The organism is Thiomicrorhabdus chilensis DSM 12352 (assembly GCF_000483485.1).
In the GTDB taxonomy this organism is placed as follows: domain Bacteria; phylum Pseudomonadota; class Gammaproteobacteria; order Thiomicrospirales; family Thiomicrospiraceae; genus Thiomicrorhabdus; species Thiomicrorhabdus chilensis.
Window position 1 is genome coordinate 2401820 of the sequence record NZ_KI519609.1, and the last position, 21636, is coordinate 2423455.

Genomic DNA, 21636 nt, shown 5'->3' on the forward strand with positions numbered 1-21636 from the left:
CGCCCTTTTTCTATCAGCCCTAAATACATATCCATTGTTTATTTTATTTTGAAACAATCCTACCCGTGAAAACGTCCGCGCCGGTCAAAGCTGAGGAAGGTCTTCTCGGCGGCAAATCGGGCCGTTTTTCGGGTTTTCGATGTCCTCTGCAACCTGACTCAAAAAACTCTGCAATTCATCCACCGTCAAAACGGACAATATTTTATTCATGATTTGAGGGTGAATCGCCACCGTCGTGAATTCACCGGATTGCAATTGAACCTGCACTCCACAGGCATCGGCCAAAGCACCATCGCCGTCATTTCCCTCAATCTGTGCGGCCTGCTCGCCAAAAAACAGGTCGTTGTAAGTCTCTTCGATGGACTCTACCACTTCTGCAGCCAGTCCCTCCTCTATCAACCGAACCGAATAGGAAACTTCACCCGGGTGCAGCTCTTCATTGACGATTGACCCATTGACCCCGTGCTTTTGACAAAAATCGGCAAACCGCTTAGCCAAGTCTTCATCAAAAAAAACATATTCCAACTGCTCCGTCACCGCCTTACTCCTTTCTTTTTTAAAGTTTGAATAGTATCATTCAAGTCGCTCTCGTTTAGCGTAATTCCGTTACTCCACAAAGGTTCTCACTATGATTGATCGTCAATTTCCCATCACTCGAATGCGTCGAATGCGTAAAGACACCTTTTCGCGTCGCTTAATGTGCGAAAACGTACTGACAACCAATGACCTGATCTTGCCGATGTTTGTCATTGAAGGCCATAACAGCCGCGAACCGGTGAAATCGATGCCTGGCGTAGAACGCCTGAGTATAGATCTTTTAGTGGAAGAAGCCAAAGAGATTTCCGCACTGGGCATTCCCATGGTCGCGCTGTTTCCAGTCACCCCCCTTGAAGCTAAATCCTTGGATGCGGCCGAAGCATATAATCCGCAGGGCTTGGCGCAAAGAGCGGTACGCGCGGTCAAACAGGCCTGTCCGGAATTGGGTGTTATGACAGATGTTGCACTGGATCCATTCACCACTCACGGCCAGGATGGAATCATTGATGAAAACGGTTATGTGCTCAATGACGACACCATTGATGTACTGATGAAACAGGCATTGTCGCATGCCGAAGCCGGAGCGGATGTGATTGGGCCTTCGGATATGATGGATGGCCGCATCATCGAAATTCGCGAACTGCTTGAGGACCATGGTTATATCAATACACGCATCATGGCCTATTCCGCCAAATATGCGTCGGCCTTTTACGGCCCGTTCCGAGACGCGGTGGGCTCTGCCGAAAACCTTGGCAAAGGCAACAAACACACCTACCAAATGGATCCAGCCAACAGCAACGAAGCTCTGCATGAAGTCTCGCTTGACCTGAATGAAGGTGCCGACATGGTCATGATCAAACCCGGCCTGCCCTATTTGGATATCGTGCGCCGCATTAAAGACGAATTCAAAGCGCCGACCTACGTTTATCATGTCAGTGGAGAATATGCGATGCTCAAAGCCGCCGCTCAAAACGAGTGGATTGATGAGAAACCAGTGGTACTGGAAACCCTTCTCAGCTGTAAACGCGCCGGTGCAGACGGCATTTTGACCTATTACGCCAAACTCGCGGCCATTTGGCTGAACGAGCAAAACAACTAAACAGGCTGCATTAATAATGACGGACTTCAAGAGACGCACACCCCCATTGTTTCGTCTCTTGCTAAACCCAATGTCACTCTATAAATTTCACAAAGCTTCAGGATGACTCATCCCATGACCGATCTTTACGCCGTTGTTGGCTACCCCATAGCCCACTCCAAATCTCCCACCATCCATCGCCTATTTGCCGAACAAACCGGACAAGACATGACGTATGAGGCGATTTTGATTGATGCTGAAGAGACCGACTTTTCATGGGCCATGGCCGACTTGAAAAATCGCGGCTACAAAGGCATTAACATTACTGTGCCTTATAAGCTCGACGCTTTTGAATATGCCGACAGCTTAAGTCAGCGCGCACAGACGGCGCACGCCGTCAACACCTTTATATTCAACGAGGATGGTTCCACACTGGGCGACAATACCGATGGAATCGGATTGGTAAACGACATTGAAGAAAACGGCAAACGTCCGCTAGCCAAGCAGAAGATATTGATTCTAGGCGCAGGTGGTGCGGTACAAGGCATTCTTGAACCGATTATTGACAAACAACCGGCGGCGATTCATATTGCCAACCGTACGGAAAAACGTGCACAGATTCTGGGAGAACGCTTTAAGGATAACTTTAGCATCAGTGCCAGTGGCTGGGAAAACATACCCGAAGGCTCTTATGACATCGTCATCAACGGCACCTCCGCCAGCCTGGATAACAAACTCCCACCCATTGCCGAAAGCACCATTGGAGCGAACACGCTGGTCTATGACATGATGTACGGCCAAAAACCGACGGTGTTCATGGAGTGGGCCAAACAGATTCAACCCCAGTGCCAAACCATGGATGGTCTGGGCATGCTGGTTGGACAAGCCGCCGAAGCATTTTACCTCTGGCGCGGTGTACGCCCACAAACGGCAGAAGTCATTGAAACCGTCAGAAAACTGATGGCAAATACTTAAGGCATCCAACAGAAAGCTGGGCAAAAATTGGCCCAAAAACCGACAGGCCTGCTCATTTCATGAAACCGAATTAGCATCGATCACTCTTCCTCGTCGATGCAGAACTCGTTCTGATAATCGTTTTTGAGCTTAACGTAATGCTCTGCTGAATACTTGAAGAAAGCGATCTCCTGCTCGGTTAAGGCGCGTGCTTTCTTGACTGGAGAGCCCACGTAAAGATATCCGCTCTCCAGCACTTTTCCAGGAGGCACCAAACTGTTTGCTCCTACCAGCACATGCTTCTGGACAACGGCATTGTCCAATATAACGGCTCCCATACCAATCAAACACTCATCCTCAATCACACAGCCGTGCAAAACCGCATTATGCCCTACGGTGACATCCTGACCGACAATGCATTTCGACCCTTTGGAAATCGCACTTTCATGTGTTGTATGAACCACTGAGCCATCTTGAATATTAGACCGATCACCAATGACAATATCATTCACGTCTCCGCGCAGGGTCGCATTTGGCCAGACACTGACATCGGCCCCAAAATGACACCTGCCGATCACCACGGCAGAGGCATCCACCCAACCGCTCGAATCCATAACCGGTACTGTTCCCTTATAGCTGCGAATCGCCATAACCTATCCTCTTATCCATTGAATTTTGACCTTATTATATCGTCCAGACAGACCGAAAGCGAACCCTAACAGAGACAGTAAGTAAGCAGAAATCCAATCTTAATAACCTTACTTTATGGCCGTGAAAAAACATTCTTTTCAATCAGCATGATTTCACTTAAGCGCTTTCACTATAATGAAGTCTACTTATATAACCCTATAAAAATCGAGCGAACTCATGAGCCAATCAGTCCAACAGGCAGTCGAACAGCGTTTAGCCAAACGCCTGCCCTCGAGCCGGCCGGTCACGATCATTTCAGGTAAACAAAGTCTGTATGCCATCATGACGGATTTCTCAAAGCATGGAATTGGCCTGATTGCCGACGTACCTTTGGATGTCAACCAACGCATCGAAATCCATTTTGACATTCCAGCCAATAAAACGCTGCAATGCTTTCAGTTCAAAGCCGAAGTCAAACACTGCATTGAACTGCATGAACAAAGACATATCGGACTGAAGCTGGACTTTCCAACCCAGGCTTACCTTTCTCTTTATGAATCGCTTGCAGCGGCATAAACCCGAAGTAAGAAACCCATGAGTACGTTTCTAACTCCATATTATTCAATCGGTTTTTTTGTTATAGTTAATCAATAATATATAGAAATAATATATAAAAACTTTTAATTTAAATGGTCCCACTATGATGCCAAGCCCTATCTTCACACCCTCAGACAAACGCCAGGCTGAACGCTACCCTTCACATAAGGCGTCAATTCTGATGATTGACGGTAGACAAATCTACACCACCATCATCAACTTTTCCGCGAGCGGGGTCGGCATCCTCAGCGCGGCTACGATTGAACCCGGAACACAGGTCGAACTGCAATTTGAGGTGGAGCTGGACTCCAGGATCACATCCATACAAATTCCTATTGAAATTGTGCGTTGCAGCGATGATGACGATGAACACCTAATTGGGGCAAAACTGCAGACCGTCACTTTTGAATATCGGGCTTTGCTTAAAAAGCTTGCGACCCTACACGCCCGAATTCCAACGCAATAAACGCGACCAGACCTTATAAAACATAACAAGTCTATAAATTACATACAAAAAAACCCGGCTAAGGCCGGGTTCATCCATTTGATTCAAAAGCATCAAAATCAGCGCATCGTAACCAGTTCTTCAGAGCTGGATGGGTGAATGGCAATGGTGGCATCCAAGTCAGCTTTAGTCGCGCCCATTTGCACGGCAACCGCAAACCCTTGCAACATCTCATCGGCGCCGTCACCAATGATGTGAATCCCCACCACTTTCTCCTCTTCACCAACCACAACCAGCTTCAATGCAGTCTTGATTTGGTGCTGGGTAAACGCATAGCGCATAGGGGTGAACTCTGACGTGTAGACTTTAACATTATCATGACCATACTGACTGCGTGCATCATGCTCGGCCAGACCTACCGTGCCAACCGGAGGATGGGAGAAAATCACCGTCGGCACCGAACTCAAATCCAACTTAAGGTTCGGTTTGTTATTGTAGAGTCTTTCCGCCAGATAGCGCCCGGCTCGGATCGCCACCGGGGTCAATTGTGGCTGTCCTGTCACATCGCCAATCGCAAAGACATTATCCACCGCAGTACGGTGCTCGTCATCGACTTCGATAAAGCCATAACCGTTGGTCTTCAGGCCGACGTTTTCGAGTTTAAGCGGCTCAACCAAAGTCTGTCGACCCACGGCCCAGACAACCTGATCAAATCCAGAGATTACCTGTCCATCGGTACTGTAGACAGTCAGAGTCCCATCAGCCTCACGTTCAAGTTTTTTCACCGCAAAGTGATACTCTTTCTTACAGCCGCTTTCAAGCATGGCATCAGTTAAGGTTTCACGAATCAGATCATCAAAGCCTCTCAACACTAAATCTTTGCGACTCACCAATGTCGTATCCGTGCCTAACGCTTGAAACACTCCGGCCAATTCAACCGCGATATAGCCACTACCGATCACCGCTACTTTCTTGGGCTGTTCGGTTAACTCAAAAAAACCGTCTGAGGAGATTCCTAAATTAGCATTTTCGGTTTCCTGTGGAATCAGCGGGGTTCCACCAGGGGCGATGACAATCGTCTCGGCGGTATAGTGCTTGCCATCGACTTCAACGGTATGTTCATCCACAAAACTTCCCCAGCCCTGCAGAACATCTACACCCTTATCGGCCATATATCCACCGTACCAGGTATTGATATTACTGATGTACTGTTCACGCTTTTCAACCAGCGTTTTCCAGTCAAACCCTTTTTGTTCCACGTGAAACCCAAAATCCGGAGCATCGCGCAGGGCTTCGGCTATGTGCGCGCCAAACCACATGACCTTTTTTGGCACACAGCCAATATTGACGCAGGTACCACCGATTTTTCTGGCCTCGACCACTGCACACTTTTTGCCGTATTCAGCGGCTCGCTCTACCACCGACAAGCCGCCACTTCCGGCACCAATGGCAATCAAATCGTAATCGTACTTCATTTCTCATTCCTCTGTGCATACAGCAATAAAACAAAAAGGGCCGTAAAAACAGCCCTTTTTTTAAATTTTTTCTGGTGGTGATTCAAATACCAGGCCTGCCGGTTTTTGAATCACTTCACACCACAATTATTTAGACAAATAGGTTTCTAGATCATCCGATCCGCCAATATATTCGCCCTCAATGAAAATCTGAGGAACCGTTGACGCATTGGCGATCGCACGCAGAGTCTTTGAAGAAGGACCGTGGTTTGAGATGGTAATTTCTTCATAAGCAATTCCCTTCTCATCCAACATCGCTTTGGCTTTTTTACAGAAAGGACAACCCGGCTTAGTGAAGATGGTCGCAACTCGTGGCGCTTTGGCCTGAGGATTGATGTAGTTCAGCATAGTATCGGCATCGGACACTTCAAACGGGTCACCCGGCACATCCGGCTCGATAAACATCTTCTCAATAACACCATCCTTAACCAGCATAGAATAACGCCATGAACGCATCCCAAATCCTAGATCGGTTTTGTCGACCAACATTCCCATGCCTTCAGAAAACTCACCGTTCCCGTCCGGAATCAACGTCACATTGTCAGACTCCTGATCTTCTGCCCATGCGTTCATGACAAAGGTATCGTTGACGGAAAGACACAAAATGTCATCCACGCCGTTTTCCTTGAACACACCAGCCAATTCGTTGTAACGAGGTAAGTGACTGGAAGAACAGGTCGGAGTAAAGGCTCCAGGCAAGGAGAAAACCACCACGGTTTTGCCTGCAAACAACTCATCGGTAGTCACATTGACCCACTCATCTTTTTGACGGGTACGGAACGTGACCGCTGGAACTTTCTGACCTTCTCTATTTTCTAATGCCATTTTCAAAATCCTCTTCTCAGACTAAATATATAATTGTCACTCTATTGAGTGGTTACCAGTGTATGAAATAACGGACAATTAGTAAAATCAATAATTACAATAAAAATGATAGCTATAGACTATCAATAATGACTTGCCCATTAGCTTTATTGCAAAGTCGAACCTTGTAGCGCACGCATAAAGGGTTCTAAAGCTTCTTTTTCCTGGGCGTATTTCATCAGCAGCCCCAAAATGGCCTGATCTTCATGCTGAGAGGCTATGCGGGCACACAACTGATAATCCCGGTCAGTAACCGATCCTGTAAACGCATTAAGCTCCAGCATTGCTGCCGTCACACCCACATTCTGCAATAAACAAGCCGCCTGCAAGGGTTTAACGGTTTCGCCGGCGGCATCAGTCCCCACTTCCATCTGCGGTGAAACAAAATGCTCCTGCACCAACACCATCGCCATCCAGTAATTCATTTCCGGCGCTTCCTGGCTTTCCAGTACGTTCAAAAAAATTTCTTGAGGGTCGATCTTGTGTTTCTGGATCAAGGTCTGAACCGTCTTGGAAAAGGCTTCACGTGCCGCAGGGTCTAAATTCAATAAGTTCATGAGACAGCATCTCTATTTAATACAAGTGTGCGCCATTATAACGCTTTAAGCACTCAACATCAGCCCTGCCTACAAGGATAGGCCACAGGCCACGCCAGAGGCCCACGCCCATTGAAAATTGTAGCCGCCGAGCTGACCGGTCACATCCAAAACCTCACCGATAAAGAACAGGCCTGGTTGTTTTTTGGCCTCAAAGGTTTTAGAGGAAACTTCATCAGTATCGATTCCACCCAAGGTTACTTCCGCCTTATCGTATCCGGCGGTATCATCCGGATACAGTTGCCAATTCATTATTTGCAACGCATAAGCCTGCAACTGTTCGTTCGGCTGGTTAGACAGCATCGAATCCATTGGGAAAATCTCCAACCAAAGCTGGGTAAAGCGTTTGGGCCAATATTGGTTGAGCCATTTTGACAAAGACTGCCCAGACTGCTTTAAAGCCAGCAACTGAGCATAGACATCCAAGCCGGGCAGCAGGTTAATGTGAATCGGCTTGCCGGGTTGCCAGTAATTGGAAGCCTGAAGAATGCCCGGACCACTGAGCCCATGATGGGTAAACAATAAAGCCTCGGAAAAATGTTTACCCTCAACCGTCACCACCACATCCATCGACAACCCGCTCAAGCTGGAAAAACGCTGCTGCCACTTGCCGGAAAAAGTCAAAGGCACCAAACCCGGCGATTGCGCACAAACCTCAAGACCAAACTGCCGGGCCAATTGGTATCCGAACCCACTTGCCTTGAGTTTGGGAAAAGACAAAGCGCCAGTGGCCACTACCAGCTTTTCACAAGCGAATACTCCCGCACTGGTTTTCAAGATGAAACCGCCTCCATGCTTCGCCTCTACCTTGCCTACTTCGGTTTTAAGCAAAAACTCGACTCCGGCCCAGTCGCACTCGGTACGCAATATCTGAATCAGGTCGGAGGCTCGCTCACAGCAAAACAGCTTGCCCAACTCCCGGGTTTCATAAGTCAAACCATGACGGTCTACCAGTTCGATAAAAGCACTCGACGGATAACGTGACAAGGCGCTTTTAACAAAATGAGGATTGCGGCAAATGTAATGTTCAGGAGACACATTCAAGTTGGTGAAATTACACTTCCCACCACCGGAAATACGAATTTTTGCCGCCGCTTTGGGCGCATGATCGATAACCAAGACCCGCTTGCCTCGGTAACCCGCCGTGGCAGCACACATCAACCCGGAGGCACCCGCTCCCAGAACAATCACATCCCATTCTGGACTTTGTGCACCTTGCGAGTCGGCATAACTCACCCCCTTATCACCTTCCATAAATACGCGTACCCTTATCACTGGTGTTGCTCATGGCGGTCATAACACAGGCCGTAAAGCCTTTATTGCAATCAGTCTTCATGACCTGTCCAAGAATCCAGCAGCTGCCACTCATGCGCCCGACGATTCGCTTCTTCAATAATCACGTCCAATCCGGCTTGTGCGTCTTCCATCAAACCTTCGACGCCCAACTCGATGGAACGTCGATCCTGCTCATCAATCTTAGGCAAGCTGAACAATCTCAGGGTTGGAAACTGCGATTCGAATTGTTGCATGAATTCGACCCACTCCGACTCCTGACCATCAATCAGGCGAATCGCACACTCCACCTTCGGCGGCGAATTTAGCTGGTCATAATAGGTCATCAAAACCCATTCCATCATCGGTTTCGCCATCATCGGAAAACCCGGCATAAAGTGATGATTGCGGATTGAAAAACCGGGTACACGGTTATAGAAATTAGGAATGATCTCGGCGCCCTGCGGATATTCCGCCATATGAATACGCTGCGGATAAGCCGCCTCGCCAAATTCGGCCTCAATCTCCTTGATCGCTTTCGGGTGTCGCTCAAGCGGAAGTTTAAGGGCTTTGGCGGCACACTGACGGGTTCGGTCATCCGGAGTCGCTCCAATGCCGCCAAAACAGAAGACAATGTCCTGGGAAGCAAAACTGCGCTCTAACGTTTGAGTCAATAACTCCGGCTCATCGCCGACAATCGTCACCCAACTGATCGCCAGCCCTCTGGGTCTAAGCAGAGAGGCCGCCTGTGCAAGGTGTTTATCTTGACGTTTTCCAGACAGGATTTCATCCCCCACAATGATCAGACCAATCTTTGCGCCCTCAAACATACGTCCCCCTTAAGGCATGAAACTCATTGCCCAATAATGATATTTAGAGCCATTATAACCAAAAAAAGCACCCGCAAAACGCCGTATTGAACCGCGCTCTGGGGTGCTTTTTTGTAAGCAAAAGTCGGTTTAGTTGATTTTGACCTCAACCCCGATATGCAGATTTTTATCGAATTCATAATCCGAGTCGACGTTCATATCCATCGTCAGGTAACGAAAGCCGACAAATCCGGTTACGTTCGGCAAAACCTGCAAGTCGGCACGCACCGCCATTTCGGTTGCCGCCTCCGCATCGCCCGAAGTTACAATCTCGGGCGCGTGCAAAAACTCAGCCGAAACCGAGGCAGGAGCCTGTGTCGGCAGCCAGTAACGACCGGTGACACCCAGCATCAATCCGTAACCGTCCAAGTCATAACTGTCTTGGGTCATGTAAAAGGCTTTCCCTTTTAGACCCAATTCCAGGTTCGGGGTGCCGCCCATGCCTTTCCGCTGTACGCCTGCTGACACCGAATACAGACGGTCTCCAGGTTCGTTGTAAAAATAATGCGCGGCATAGCGTGCCGAATCCACGGGGGTTTCGGTTTGTGAAAACACCCCAAAGTTCGCCGTCTCATCCGAGACCGCCAAATCCAGGCCCAACGAGTTCGCCTGCCCCATTGTCGCAAACAGAGTGCCCATGGCCAGAACGGCCGTTTTGATACGGATTGAAGGTCGCATTTATCGTTTTTCCTCTTCATTAATGGTTTCAATGGCCTGATTGACTTTATCGCCTGCCGATTCAATTTTTTCGACGGCGACCTGCGCGCCATCGACGCCCTTTTGAAACAGGTCGCGGCTACCAAACCAATCGAACATGATCGCCAAGACGATGAAAATCACAAGCAAAATAATAAAACTGATTTTTCCAAACATAGTCGTTATCTTTCGTTATTGAATCTTAGAAGCCAGCTGGTGCTCATTTGCATAAACCCATTCGAGCAAACGTTCACCGACAAGCTGATAGACTTCGCCGGCCAGTTTTTGCACGGCTTGTTTCAGATCTTCATCACTCCAGGCTGGCTGGCCGGAAATCTCGGTCGCGTAAGACAGGAAAACCTCTTTATCGGAATCCAGCAAAGTCATGTCGGCAAACAGTGTAGCTTGCCCGGAATCCTCATTATACTCACTGGGCTCAATGTAGTAATTCACATCCAAATCCGGCTGTTTGGCACTGACCCTCAGGCCTTCACGCCTGAGCGACTCGGTCAGAATATTTTCATAAGCGGCCGATTCAGGCAGGCTTTCATTGACTACCCATAAAAGTTCATTGAAGAGGATGCTGATTTTACGATCCAACAGGGCGACCACTCCGGCCTCTTCCACTTGAAAAGGAACTTCCTCATTTTGCAGGCGCTTTTGCAAAGCGCTTAAGCGTTGATGCTCTTCAATCCATGGCAGAGCTGGCAACAACACCTCCAACTGCCGCAAATGTGACCCCCTATCCCCAACATGGCGATACACCAGAAGGTGTGTTTCAATCTGCTGCATTCGCGCCTCTAGCTCATCCAAAAGCGACTGTTTGGACACTCTCAGGGTGACTCTCAAAGAGTCGGCTGTCGGTTCAACTTTCCATGTTTCAAACTCCGACTCCGGCCACTGCCAAGGTGACAGCTTGGCCGAAACGGCTTCACGCACGGTCTTTTCCAGCGCCGAGTGATAGCTTCTTGTATTCTTTGCAGACATCTCTGAGCGCATCAACTCCAAACGCGCGACTTGTTCCGCATTGGCGCGCGCTTGCGCCAAAGCCAGAGGACTTTGTCCTGAAATTGCGGCGCTTGCTTGCGCATACAGATAATTTTGACTGCGGTTTTCAGCTGACGCGACCTTCTGATTTCCCTGGACAGCAAGGTCACGGCGTTCTGATGTCAGCGGATCAAGCAGGCTGCAGGCGCTCAAAGCACCTAATACAAAACCTAAAACACTCATACGAGCCAGACAAACCGCAATCGACCTTGGCCAACGACTTGAGCACTCCCATAAATTCACAAACACACCTCAAATTTCACTCAAAACTCCCGGAAAACAACCGTAATCATCATACCCACATTTACGGAATTAATCATCTCTTAGTCAATAGCGGGCTTCTCATTCCTTCTCAACCCTTCCCGCTACGCCATTTGCGAATGGCAAAACGCGCCGGATGGCTTGCATGGTATAGCGACAAAGGCTGGCGCAGGGCATCGCCTTGCAGGTCGGCGACAATGCTTTCCGCCGCCAGAAACACCGACATCAAGCCACGCGGTCCATGTCCATTGGAAACAAACAGGCCCGGTAGATAACGCTGCGGAGGATAACGATACACCGCATGGGTCTGTGACTGTGACAGATAGGCCTGCTCAAGCCATTGGGGGTCGGCGACCGGCCCTACAATCGGCAAATGATCGGGCGTGGTCGGCCGGAAGGCCACCCTACCACCAACCGCCTCGGACGAGCCCTTCACCCAGCCTGGCAGGGCCTTCTCAACCTGATCAAGGTTTAATTGGTGGCTTTGCGTTGATAGGGTCGAACTCATATCCGGCGCTTCAAAGGTGGCGCCAGTGACCGCGCATCCTGATCCACAAGGTGCAGAGTAACCTTCATGCGTCACCGCACATCGCAATGACCAGGCCTGCTGATTTTCATTAAGGTGACTGACTTGACCTTTGACCGGGCGAATAGGCAAGCCAAGGAAGCGGTTTAATTCTGCATTCAAAGCACCGCTGGCGACCACCACGCAATCCGCCTGATAGGAAGCATTTTCAGTAGTAAGGACTTGCCAGCCTGAATCGTTATGCGTCAGTTCGGTTACTTCCTGTCCATACTTTACGTCTATGTCTGGATGCTGCAGACAGCGCCGCACCACCGATGGTGGGTTGACCCACCCGCCTTTCGGAAAAAACAATCCCGCTTCGCCAACCGGACCGCCGGCGCGGTCACTGGCCTGTTCACGACTCAATAACTCTGCAAACTCTTCGGGCAACCCCACACGCTCAAGCGCTTCACTGACACGTTTGGCGCCGACCTCGGTGACCGTCAACTGCAGCAGCCCAGTCAGATCGCCTTCTATTTCGTCATTTTCTAACCATGGCAACAAGGTACGCAAAGTCGCTTCAAAGCCTTGCAGGTACCATTGGCTACGCAGATTCCAATCAGCGGTCACCAAGGGATGAATCGCCCCCGCCAGATTACCGGAAGCCTGCTGAGACGGTTGTGACCCAGCCTCTAAAACGGTGACTTTCCAGCCCGCCAATGCCAGTTTATTTGCCACGCTAGCGCCCGCCAGACCGGCTCCCACCACGATAGCGCTCCCCTTTTCCCGCGGCTCTGGCCGGCTGAACCAAGGGGCTTTCAAACTGAAAGGCCGCAACTGGGACAACTGACCAAAACACATTTCACGTTTTTTGCCATAGCCCACCGCCTTTTTCACTTCAAAGCCGGCCTTCTCCAGTCCGCGACGCACCTCACCTGCTGAGGTAAAGGTGGCAAAGGTCGTGCCTGCGTGACTCAATCTGGCCATCTGCTGGTAAAGCGCGGGCTGCCACATATCCGGGTTTTTGGCTGGTGCAAAGCCGTCCAACAACCAAGCGTCCACGGTTCCTTTTCTGCTGGCCTCAATTTCCGGCAGGCCTGTCAAGGCCTCTCCAAACCATAAAGTTAGACGAATCCGGTTGTCAAGCAACCAGACATCGTGCCAGCCTGGTAGCAAAACCGGGTAATGCCGATAAAGCTCAGACGCCAAGTCCGCCAACTCGACATGGGGCTGTTGGGCACGTTGCAAATCCGCAACTCTCAACGGGTATTTTTCAAACGAAAAAAAATGCAATTGTGCCTGTGACGGAGCCAGCTTCAACCATAACTTGACCACACTCAAAAAATTCAAGCCGGTACCAAATCCGGTTTCGGCAATACAAAACTTCGAGTCTTCCGCCAATTCTGAGAACCGCTGCGCCAGCTTATTGTGGTGCACAAACACATATTCCGCTTCTTGCAAGCCATCATCGGTGGAGTAATAAAAATCGTCAAAAGACTCGGAAATGGGTACATTTTCAGGCGTCCAGAGTAGTTTTGCCACAGCGAGTTTATTGGGGGTCATAAAAAGCCATCATCATGCATCATTGTCAAAGGTTAATCGACACGGCCACATGGCCACGCCCAATCCAGAAAAACACAAATTATATGACGATTCGAGAGCAAAGTTGCTTAAAAGCAACAACAAGAATATTAAAACGATGGAATCGTAGGATAAAAAACAAGCCTTTGCCAACTGGACTGTGAGTAGGCTATGATTAGAACCCTAAAGGTCAAATGCACACCACCTTCCCGAAGGTGAAATAGGATTGACCAAAATAGATTCAGTGGAGAAACGCCCAGTGAGCATCTTCAACAGGCTTTATCACAAGTTATGGATTGTTGTCACTCTGCTGATAGCAAGCGGGGCGCTTTATGCATCGAACGACGTTCGTCTGTCTGCTTCCGAATTACACCAAAAACTGAATCAACCAGGCCTGCTGATTTTAGACAGCCGCTCCCCGCAAGAATACCAACTGGGACATCTCCCGGGCGCCCTCAACCTTCCCGAAACCTGGACTTACCATAATATTGAAACAGACGGTCGCATTGTGCAACCCGCCAAAATCCAAACAATACTGCGTTCTCTTGGCATCGATGTCGACACTCAAGTAGTGATCTACGACAATGGCGAAATGATAAAAGCCGCACGCGCATTCTGGACATTAGAGGTCTACGGTCTAAACCAGGTCAAGGTATTGAATCAAGGCTACCGCAGCTGGCTAAAAAATGAATTTACGGTTGCCAAACAGACGCCTCAAGCACAGCCCAGCAACTACATACCTGTCATCAACCATCAACGGTTAGCGACCAAACTGACGACCTTAATCGCTTCAAAAAATCCGAACCAAACTATTGTAGACGCGCGCGATGAAGAGGCTTATCTGGGCCACGTCTCTACAGCCAAACGCTTTGGTCATATCCCGAACGCGCTGAACATTCCCGCTTCACACAATTTAAACTCAACCGAGCAGATGAAGGGACTGGCGGCCAAAGCCAAATTGGACGGTCTGTATACCACCCTGCCTAAGCAGAATAAAATCATTTTATATTGTGACATTGGTCGTGCCTCTGCCACCAATTACCTTGCACTCAGAGAGCTGGGATACAATGTGTCAAACTACGATGGCTCCTGGAAAGAGTGGGGGAACGACTTGAAGCTACCAATTGAAAAATAATTTTCAGACTGACTAAAGGGCCTTTTGAATGTGGCAATCACTCAGCATCCGTACGCAACTGTTTATGTTGACCTCTCTAATGCTACTCGGCATTACCATCATAACCCTTTCCTTAGCCTATATACTCGACCAAAAAGAACGCCAGGAACTGGCCATTGAGTTATCACAGACCCTTAACAAAGCCATGAGCCACGATATGCTCAAAGCAGTCGTCAGCGACCAGACCGACGTATACTCCGACCTGTCTTTTCGCCTGTCGCAATTCGAATCCGTAGATCAAGTAGTGCTCTACAACGAGCAACAAAAAGCCATTTTTGAATATTCACGCAAACACAAAAACAAATACAACCATCTGATCGACAACGCCACAACCGAACCACGTTTTGAGGGCGAAGACCTCTACGTCAAACACGCGCTAAAAGTAGACGGGCACCGTTTTGGCGATGTGATTTACATTGTAGACATGCAAGACCTGACCACCCAGCTCAATCAACACTTGACCTATCTAATCATCGCTTTTCCACTGGAGCTGCTGATTGGCTTCTTTCTCACACTTTGGCTCAGTCGCCGCTATTCAAAGCCATTTGAAACGCTGGCTCAAGCGATGAAGGAGAGTCAACCTACCGAAAACCAATACCCGGTACTGGAAACCCAATCCAAAAATGAGGTTAAATCACTGTTCGACGGCTTCAATCAAATGATGTCGCAGATTTCTGAAACCACTCAAAAAATGCGTTATCAATCCGAGCACGACCAGTTAACCGGACTATACAATCGCTATTATCTGGAAAAGCAGCTCATTCAAGCACTAAAAGGTCCCAATAGCTCGACGCATGTTTTAGTACACATTGACCTTGACCAATTCAAACTAATCAACGAGACTGCCAGCTACGAAGCGGGAGACGAACTGCTCAAAATGATTGCTCACGAATGTGAAAGCACGCTCCCCGAGAACGCTGTAATGGCAAGAACCGACGGCGATGATTTTTTCATTCTGTTACGACAGGTCACGGAACAAGAAGGGCTCATATTTACCCAACAACGCTTGCAAGGCCTGAACGATTTTCGTTTTTCTTGGCAAGGTCAGGCCTTCTCAGTTTCCGCCTCAATCGGTCTGGTTGTGTTCACTCCCTTTACCTACACGCTTGAAGAGCTGATTAAAGCCTCAGGCACCGCCCTATATGCAGCCAAAGCCTCCGGACGTAATAAACTTCACATCTACCATCCAGATGACAATCTATCCTCGCGTCGCAATCAAGAAATCGTCACCGCGAATTACATAAAAGAAGCACTTTCAGAAGGTCCGGCACGCTTTGAACTTTATGCCCAGGCAATTGTACCGCTCCAAAAAGAGAGCAATCAGGTAAGTTATGAAATCTTGTTACGCTTGTGGGATGCGAAAAACAACCTGATTCCTCCTAACAACTTTCTCCCAACCGCCGAACGTTACCAGTTGATGGCCGAAATTGACGGCTATGTTCTATGGCACTACCTTACCCAAGTGGCCGAAAACCCGGAACATTTAAACCAACTGCAGTCGGTGCATATCAACTTGGCCGGTTCGTCACTCAATCACCCAGATTTTCAAGCTAAAATCAAAACGGCGGTGCAAACTTTTAGCTTCCCTTGGTATAAATTGGAACTGGAGTTGACAGAGACGTCTGCAGTAGGTAACTTCAATCAAGCCAAAACCTTCATTGAATGGCTGAAAAATATCGGTATCGGCTTGGCATTGGACGATTTCGGGACTGGCATGTCTTCTTTCGAATACCTCAAAAGTCTGCCGTTCGATGTCATTAAAATCGACGGCAGCTTTGTCAAAGACATGCACACAGATCCGTCGGATAAGGCTGTTATTCGTTACATTCAAGAGATCAGTGCGCTACGCAATCAAGAAACCGTTGCCGAATACGTCGAAACCGAACAGGACAAGCAGGAACTCACTCGCATTGGCATTACTTACGGACAAGGCTATCATTTAGGCAAACCCAAACCCTTAACTGACTGGTTACAAGATACATGACCCCAAGCGCCCTAACCGAATTACGCTCTCAACTCAAAACCCGCCGTCACCGCGCTTTAACGATACTATGCGGCGAGCCTAGCTGGCAAAACCAACAACTCGATCAACTTTGGCAAGCCGATGAACGGGTGTTAATGCTTGGCAACGCCAATGACTTCCCCGCCCTAAGCGATATGGAGGTGGAAAGCATTCCCGGCTCCAAAATCGTACACCTGCTCGGCCAGGAAGCCGATGGTGTAATTATTGATGTTCGCCAAGGGCTCAGCGCCAATTCCCTGGGCATCGCTTCCGGTTTATTGCGCGCGGGAGGCCTGCTGATTTTGCTGACGCCGGAGCTTGAGCAATGGCGAACCCTCCCCAACCCGGAAAACGCCCGTTTCCTTAACAGCCCTTACCAGATTGAACAAGCACGGCCCTATTTCACCGAACACCTGATTAACAGCTGGCAAACGCAAACACATCCTTTTATTGTCTGGCGCCATCAACACCAACCGCAGAATGACACCCTGACGAACGTCCTGCACCACCTTAGCCAACCACAGCAATCAACACCTCCTCAAACAGCAGATTCAGCCTTTTCAAGCAACCACACCCCCTTCGATGACCTAACCACCAGTGACCAGTTGAAAGCCATAAAAGCGATCGATACCGTGGCCTTTGGACACCGAAAACGGCCACTAGTGGTACATGCGGATAGGGGACGGGGCAAAAGCAGCCTCTTGGGAATGGCCGCCATCGACTGCCTAGTCAAAGGTAAGAAGTTCATTGCGGTCACCGCCAGTCGGCCAGATCAGGCCGCCATGGTTTTCAAACAGGCGTTAAATAGCCTGGAAAAGATTTCCAATATCGACATCCTGACCCAAAAGCCCAACTTGATACGCTTCACCCTGAACTCTGAAATTAAAACCTTGGAGTTCATTGCGCCGGATGAACTGGTGGTTGAACCCACTCACGCCGACCTGCTGATGGTCGATGAGGCCGCGCACCTGCCAACGCCGTTACTGCTTCAGCTATTGCACCGCCATCATCGCATGGTGTTCGCCACCACCCTGCATGGTTACGAAGGCTCGGGGCGCGGTTTCGAGCTGCGATTTAAAAAAAGTCTCGACAGGCTCACTCCCGATTGGAAGCAAGTACATCTCAAACAACCCATCCGCTGGGCCGAAGATGACCCACTTGAAGCCAGCATCAACCACGCCCTGTTGCTGGAGACCGATGCTAGCCAACCCGTTGATCGATCAGAACCCCTTCCATTCGATCCGGCGGCTATCACCATCGAACCCTTGACAACACAGCAATTGGCTCAGCAACCAGGCCTGCTCAAATCGGTGTTTGAGTTGCTGGTGCAAGCCCACTATCAGACCAGCCCCAATGATTTGCAACAGCTGCTCAGCGCGCCCAACCTTAAAGTCATCATAGCGAGGCAAGCACAAAACGTCATCGGGGTCTTGCTGGCCGTTGAGGAAGGCAAAATCATGCCCAACAGCCCCCGGGTTCACGGCCATCTGGTGCCACAATTACTGGAGAAGCATTACGCCCAACCGAATTTCCTGATGCTGGCTTCCTGGCGCGTCATGCGCATTACCGTCTATCCGCGCTATCAGCGTTACGGCATTGGCAAACAACTGTTAACCCAGCTCAAAACTCAAGCCAGGCAGTCACGCATCGACTACCTCAGCAGCAGCTTTGGCGCCAGCGAAGAATTGCTGCCATTTTGGTTTGATTTAGGTTATCGTCCGGTGCACGTGGGCGTGAAGCGTGACAAAGCCAGCGGCAGCTACAACCTGGTGGTCGGACAAGCGCTCTCCGCCATGGCTCAACAGGCGTTGGCGAAAATACAGTCCCGTTTTCAAGCGCAGTTCCCACACACCCTGATGGAATCCCTACCCTATCTGTCGGCGCCGATGATTCTGGCGATTCTGCAGACGTTTCGCTTTAAAACCCAAAAACCTCAACTGGAACAGGAGCTGATCGAATATCTGCATGGCAAACGTGTCTACGAGTCTTTGAGCGGACAACTTTGGGAGTGGAGCATCCGCACGCCCCAGGCGATTAAAAAAATGTCCTCGGCACAGCAATGCATCTGGTGTGACAAGGTACTTAAAAAACACAGCTGGCAAACGGTGGCCCACAACCATCACCTACCGGGTCGAAAAGGCGTCGAAAACGCCCTAAAAGATGCGTTGGAGCCTCACTTTTCTAATGCCATCAAAAAACCCGCCAGCTTAAAATCAGGTGGCGGGTTTTTATAAAACGCTTTGCTGGAAGAGTTTTCGGCGTTGATTCTAGCTTTCAAACACCACGGTTTTGTTGCCGTGAATCAACACGCGGTCCTCTAAATGAAAGCGCAAGCCGCGCGACAAGACCGTCTTCTCGACATCACGCCCCAGACGTTTCATGTCCTCTATGCTGTGCGCATGATTCACGCGAATCACGTCCTGCTCGATAATCGGACCGGCATCCAACACTTCGGTGACGTAGTGGCAGGTCGCGCCAATCAGTTTGACTCCGCGTTCATTCGCCTGATGATAAGGTTTGGCGCCTACAAATGACGGCAAGAAACTGTGGTGAATATTGATCACCCGGCCGGTATAGTCGGCACACATCTGCGGCGGCAGAATCTGCATGTAACGTGCCAATACGATGACGTCGGCCTGATACTGCTCAACCAACGCCTCGGTTTGCGCAAACGCCTGCGGTTTGCTGTCCGGAGTAACCGGAACATGATGGAACGGCACCTGATACCACTCTACCATCGAACGTAAATCGTCATGGTTGGCAATCACACACACCACCTCACCCGGCAGTTCGCTTTCATGCCAGCGATGCAGTAAATCGGCCAGACAGTGCGATTCCCTGGAAGCAAACAGGGCGATTTTTTTGGGTTTCTCCGAATCGGAAATGAACCACTCCATCTGAAACTGTTGCGCAATCTCGGCAAATCCGGCTTCAAAGGTCGCCAGATTCTCTTTCAGCGATGACGCCAGAATCTCGTGACGCATAAAGAACCAGCCGTTTACCGGATCGGTATGGTGATTGGCTTCCACGATGGTGGCGCCCTTATCAGCAATATACTGGGCCACACCCGCCACAATCCCAACCTGATCGGGACATGAAATCACCAAACGATAGACTCGACTCATAACCAATTACTTCCATTAAATAGAGTTTGAATAAGACGTTATCATAGCAAACTTGCCGACAATAGCGAGTCTCTAAATACCGATTACACCTTAAATTTGATTCCGCATCTCTTTCAGAATACCTACATTCATTTGACCCAGTTGAAAATGAGCAGGCCTGGTCAGACTGAGTCCATCGGACTACGCCATCGCCCGCTTTTCCAAGCGCCAAAATCAAGGTCCATTGCTTTTGCATGCAAACAATAGAAACCGGCCTTTCAATCCCGCGGAACCCAACGAAAGTTATGCAGGCCTGCCCATATAAAACACAGCCAAACTTGGTTATAATTCCGGGTAATTTAAACGTCTCTGGAACACCATATGAAAATCGTCTCTTTCAACGTCAACAGCGTGCGCCTCAGGCTGCACCAGCTACAAGCCCTAACCGACCATATCGACCCGGACATCATCGGCCTTCAGGAAACCAAAGTTCAAGACCATGAATTTCCGCTGGCCGATATTGAAGCCATGGGTTATAACGCCATTTTCATGGGACAAAAAACCCACTATGGCGTCGCCTTGCTCTATAAAAAGGAGTTGGAACTGGTCGATTTTCAAAAGGGTTGGAAAACCGATGGCGAAGACGCCCAAAAGCGCATGGTAATCGGTGACTTCAAACTGCCAAACGGCGAAAGCCTTCGCGTCATCAACGGCTACTTCCCGCAGGGAGAAAACCGCGAACATCCAATCAAGTTTCCGGCCAAGCAGAAATTCTATGCCGACCTAATGACCTATCTCAACGAAGAGTGCGATCCCAACCAATATCTGAGTGTCATCGGCGATTTCAACATCTCGCCTGAAGACAAAGACATCGGTATCGGCGAAGCCAACCGCAAACGCTGGTTGCGTGACGGCAAAACCAGCTTTTTGCCGGAAGAGCGCCAAATGTGGGCAGACCTGTTAAACTGGGGACTCAAAGATACCTTCCGCACCGTGCACCCGGATGAAGACAACCTGTTCAGCTGGTTTGATTACCGCTCCAAAGGGTTTGACCGGGAACCCAGACGCGGACTTCGTATCGATACCGTACTTGCCACCCAGCCACTTAACGACAAAGCCGTCGAAAGCTCGGTCAGCTACGGAGTGCGCGGTATGGAGAAGCCCTCCGACCACGCACCGGTATGGACCGAATTCAAACTCTAAGCGCTTTAACCAGGAATCCAAATGTCAGACTTTCACCCCCTTAAAGTGGTGCATCTAGAAAAATTCACCCCCGAAATCATCCAGCTTCTGATGAAACCGGATTTTCCGGTGACCTATGCCGCCGGCCAGTACATCCTGCTGGGTTTTGAGCGCGACGACTTGAAACCTTTTTCGATTGCTTCGGCTCCGCGTGAAGACGGCCTGATCGAATGTCATATCCGCAAACATGGCGACAATCCTTGGATGGAACGCCTGTTTAACGTTCAGGTCGGCGACACGCTGGTCATGCAAGGCCCAAAAGATCAAATGACTTTCAAGCCGGCTCATAATCCGGTGATTTTTGTTGCCGGCGGAACCGGCTTCGCTCCAATGAAAGCGCTGTTGGACGAATTTTTGCGCCAACATGCCGAAGTGCCGCTGCATTTTTACTGGGGAGCACGTCAGCCACAAGACCTCTACCAGCATGAAGAAATGCTGGAGCTGGAACAGAGACACGGCAATCTGATCTATGTCCCTGTGATATCTGAAGACAACCCGGACTGGAAAGGCTTGTCCGGTCTGGTTCACCGGCAGGTGCTCAAAGACTATCCAAGCCTGACGCATAAGACGGTCTATATGTGCGGTCCTTGGCCGATGATTGAAAGCGCCAAACAGGATTTTATCCAGGCCGGGCTGGATCCGATTGCCTGCATCCACTGAGACACTTA

21 protein-coding genes are annotated in these 21636 nt (G+C 49.5%); 9 read left to right on the forward strand and 12 right to left on the reverse strand.

All coding sequences use genetic code 11. The features are described 5' to 3' along the window. Nucleotides 1-84 precede the first annotated feature (84 nt). Nucleotides 85-537 carry a hypothetical protein gene (locus tag B076_RS0111405; protein ID WP_028487433.1) on the reverse strand — a complete coding sequence of 151 codons (453 nt, stop codon included), beginning with the start codon at nt 535-537 and terminating at the stop codon, nt 85-87. Nucleotides 538-628: 91 nt separating this feature from the next. Here B076_RS0111405 and hemB point away from each other — a divergent pair, with 91 nt between their 5' ends. Both hemB and aroE read left to right on the forward strand, forming a co-directional pair. Beyond that, entirely contained in the window at nt 629-1636 is a 1008-nt protein-coding gene (gene hemB, locus B076_RS0111410; protein WP_028487434.1) for a porphobilinogen synthase, read from the forward strand. A 114-nt stretch (nt 1637-1750) separates the two neighbouring features. Then, a complete protein-coding gene (gene aroE / locus B076_RS0111415) occupies nt 1751-2590 on the forward strand; it encodes a shikimate dehydrogenase (RefSeq protein ID WP_028487435.1) in 840 nt (279 codons plus the stop codon). An 80-nt stretch (nt 2591-2670) separates the two neighbouring features. Here aroE and B076_RS0111420 read toward each other — a convergent pair whose 3' ends face one another. Then, nucleotides 2671-3219, reverse strand: coding sequence for a gamma carbonic anhydrase family protein (locus B076_RS0111420; protein WP_028487436.1), 549 nt, complete (start codon nt 3217-3219; stop codon nt 2671-2673). A gap of 217 nt (nt 3220-3436) precedes the next feature. On the opposite strand from B076_RS0111420, the gene B076_RS0111425 reads away from it, so the two are divergent. Together B076_RS0111425 and B076_RS0111430 are read left to right on the forward strand one after the other, a co-directional pair. Next, nucleotides 3437-3775 carry a PilZ domain-containing protein gene (locus B076_RS0111425; protein ID WP_028487437.1) on the forward strand — a complete coding sequence of 113 codons (339 nt, stop codon included), beginning with the start codon at nt 3437-3439 and terminating at the stop codon, nt 3773-3775. A 124-nt stretch (nt 3776-3899) separates the two neighbouring features. After that, complete coding sequence (locus B076_RS0111430) at nt 3900-4262, forward strand: PilZ domain-containing protein (RefSeq protein WP_028487438.1); 363 nt, start codon at nt 3900-3902, stop codon at nt 4260-4262. Nucleotides 4263-4360: 98 nt separating this feature from the next. Here B076_RS0111430 and gorA read toward each other — a convergent pair whose 3' ends face one another. The 9 genes from gorA to mnmC all read right to left on the reverse strand — a co-directional run bounded on the left by gorA (nt 4361) and on the right by mnmC (nt 13428). Next, nucleotides 4361-5716 carry a glutathione-disulfide reductase gene (gene gorA / locus B076_RS0111435; RefSeq protein ID WP_028487439.1) on the reverse strand — a complete coding sequence of 452 codons (1356 nt, stop codon included), beginning with the start codon at nt 5714-5716 and terminating at the stop codon, nt 4361-4363. A 126-nt stretch (nt 5717-5842) separates the two neighbouring features. Beyond that, nucleotides 5843-6580 carry a glutathione peroxidase gene (locus B076_RS0111440; RefSeq protein ID WP_028487440.1) on the reverse strand — a complete coding sequence of 246 codons (738 nt, stop codon included), beginning with the start codon at nt 6578-6580 and terminating at the stop codon, nt 5843-5845. A 146-nt stretch (nt 6581-6726) separates the two neighbouring features. Continuing rightward, a complete protein-coding gene (locus B076_RS0111445) occupies nt 6727-7176 on the reverse strand; it encodes a hypothetical protein (RefSeq protein ID WP_028487441.1) in 450 nt (149 codons plus the stop codon). 69 nt (nt 7177-7245) lie between these two features. Beyond that, entirely contained in the window at nt 7246-8469 is a 1224-nt protein-coding gene (locus tag B076_RS0111450) for a BaiN/RdsA family NAD(P)/FAD-dependent oxidoreductase (RefSeq protein WP_051347328.1), read from the reverse strand. A gap of 71 nt (nt 8470-8540) precedes the next feature. Further along, a complete protein-coding gene (locus tag B076_RS0111455; protein WP_028487443.1) occupies nt 8541-9317 on the reverse strand; it encodes a competence/damage-inducible protein A in 777 nt (258 codons plus the stop codon). A 129-nt stretch (nt 9318-9446) separates the two neighbouring features. Then, on the reverse strand, nt 9447-10034 hold the full coding sequence (locus B076_RS0111460) for a YfaZ family outer membrane protein (RefSeq protein WP_028487444.1): 588 nt from the start codon (nt 10032-10034) through the stop codon (nt 9447-9449). Continuing rightward, on the reverse strand, nt 10035-10229 hold the full coding sequence (locus tag B076_RS0111465; RefSeq protein WP_028487445.1) for a hypothetical protein: 195 nt from the start codon (nt 10227-10229) through the stop codon (nt 10035-10037). A 15-nt stretch (nt 10230-10244) separates the two neighbouring features. Then, nucleotides 10245-11342, reverse strand: coding sequence for a DUF4136 domain-containing protein (locus B076_RS0111470; RefSeq protein ID WP_157753560.1), 1098 nt, complete (start codon nt 11340-11342; stop codon nt 10245-10247). Nucleotides 11343-11451: 109 nt separating this feature from the next. Continuing rightward, nucleotides 11452-13428 (reverse strand): bifunctional tRNA (5-methylaminomethyl-2-thiouridine)(34)-methyltransferase MnmD/FAD-dependent 5-carboxymethylaminomethyl-2-thiouridine(34) oxidoreductase MnmC, encoded by a 1977-nt coding sequence (gene mnmC / locus B076_RS0111475; protein ID WP_028487447.1) that lies wholly within the window; start codon nt 13426-13428, stop codon nt 11452-11454. A 244-nt stretch (nt 13429-13672) separates the two neighbouring features. Between mnmC and B076_RS0111480 the strand changes: the two genes are divergently transcribed. From B076_RS0111480 to B076_RS0111490, 3 genes are read left to right on the forward strand one after another with little or no spacing between them, the layout of a single operon-like run. Then, a complete protein-coding gene (locus B076_RS0111480) occupies nt 13673-14581 on the forward strand; it encodes a rhodanese-like domain-containing protein (RefSeq protein ID WP_245566359.1) in 909 nt (302 codons plus the stop codon). A gap of 28 nt (nt 14582-14609) precedes the next feature. Further along, entirely contained in the window at nt 14610-16604 is a 1995-nt protein-coding gene (locus B076_RS0111485; protein ID WP_028487449.1) for a putative bifunctional diguanylate cyclase/phosphodiesterase, read from the forward strand. Further along, nucleotides 16601-18856, forward strand: a complete 2256-nt coding sequence (locus B076_RS0111490) for a tRNA(Met) cytidine acetyltransferase TmcA (protein WP_028487450.1) — start codon at nt 16601-16603, stop codon at nt 18854-18856. Before B076_RS0111485 ends, B076_RS0111490 begins: the two co-directional genes overlap by 4 nt. 33 nt (nt 18857-18889) lie before the next feature. On the opposite strand, the gene purU is transcribed toward B076_RS0111490, so the two are convergent. Continuing rightward, nucleotides 18890-19747 (reverse strand): formyltetrahydrofolate deformylase, encoded by an 858-nt coding sequence (purU, locus tag B076_RS0111495; RefSeq protein WP_028487451.1) that lies wholly within the window; start codon nt 19745-19747, stop codon nt 18890-18892. Between the two features lie 360 nt (nt 19748-20107). On the opposite strand from purU, the gene xthA reads away from it, so the two are divergent. Together xthA and B076_RS0111505 are read left to right on the forward strand one after the other, a co-directional pair. Then, nucleotides 20108-20929, forward strand: a complete 822-nt coding sequence (gene xthA / locus B076_RS0111500; protein WP_028487452.1) for an exodeoxyribonuclease III — start codon at nt 20108-20110, stop codon at nt 20927-20929. 21 nt (nt 20930-20950) lie between these two features. After that, nucleotides 20951-21628, forward strand: a complete 678-nt coding sequence (locus B076_RS0111505) for an FAD-binding oxidoreductase (RefSeq protein WP_051347330.1) — start codon at nt 20951-20953, stop codon at nt 21626-21628. Nucleotides 21629-21636: the final 8 nt, after the last annotated feature.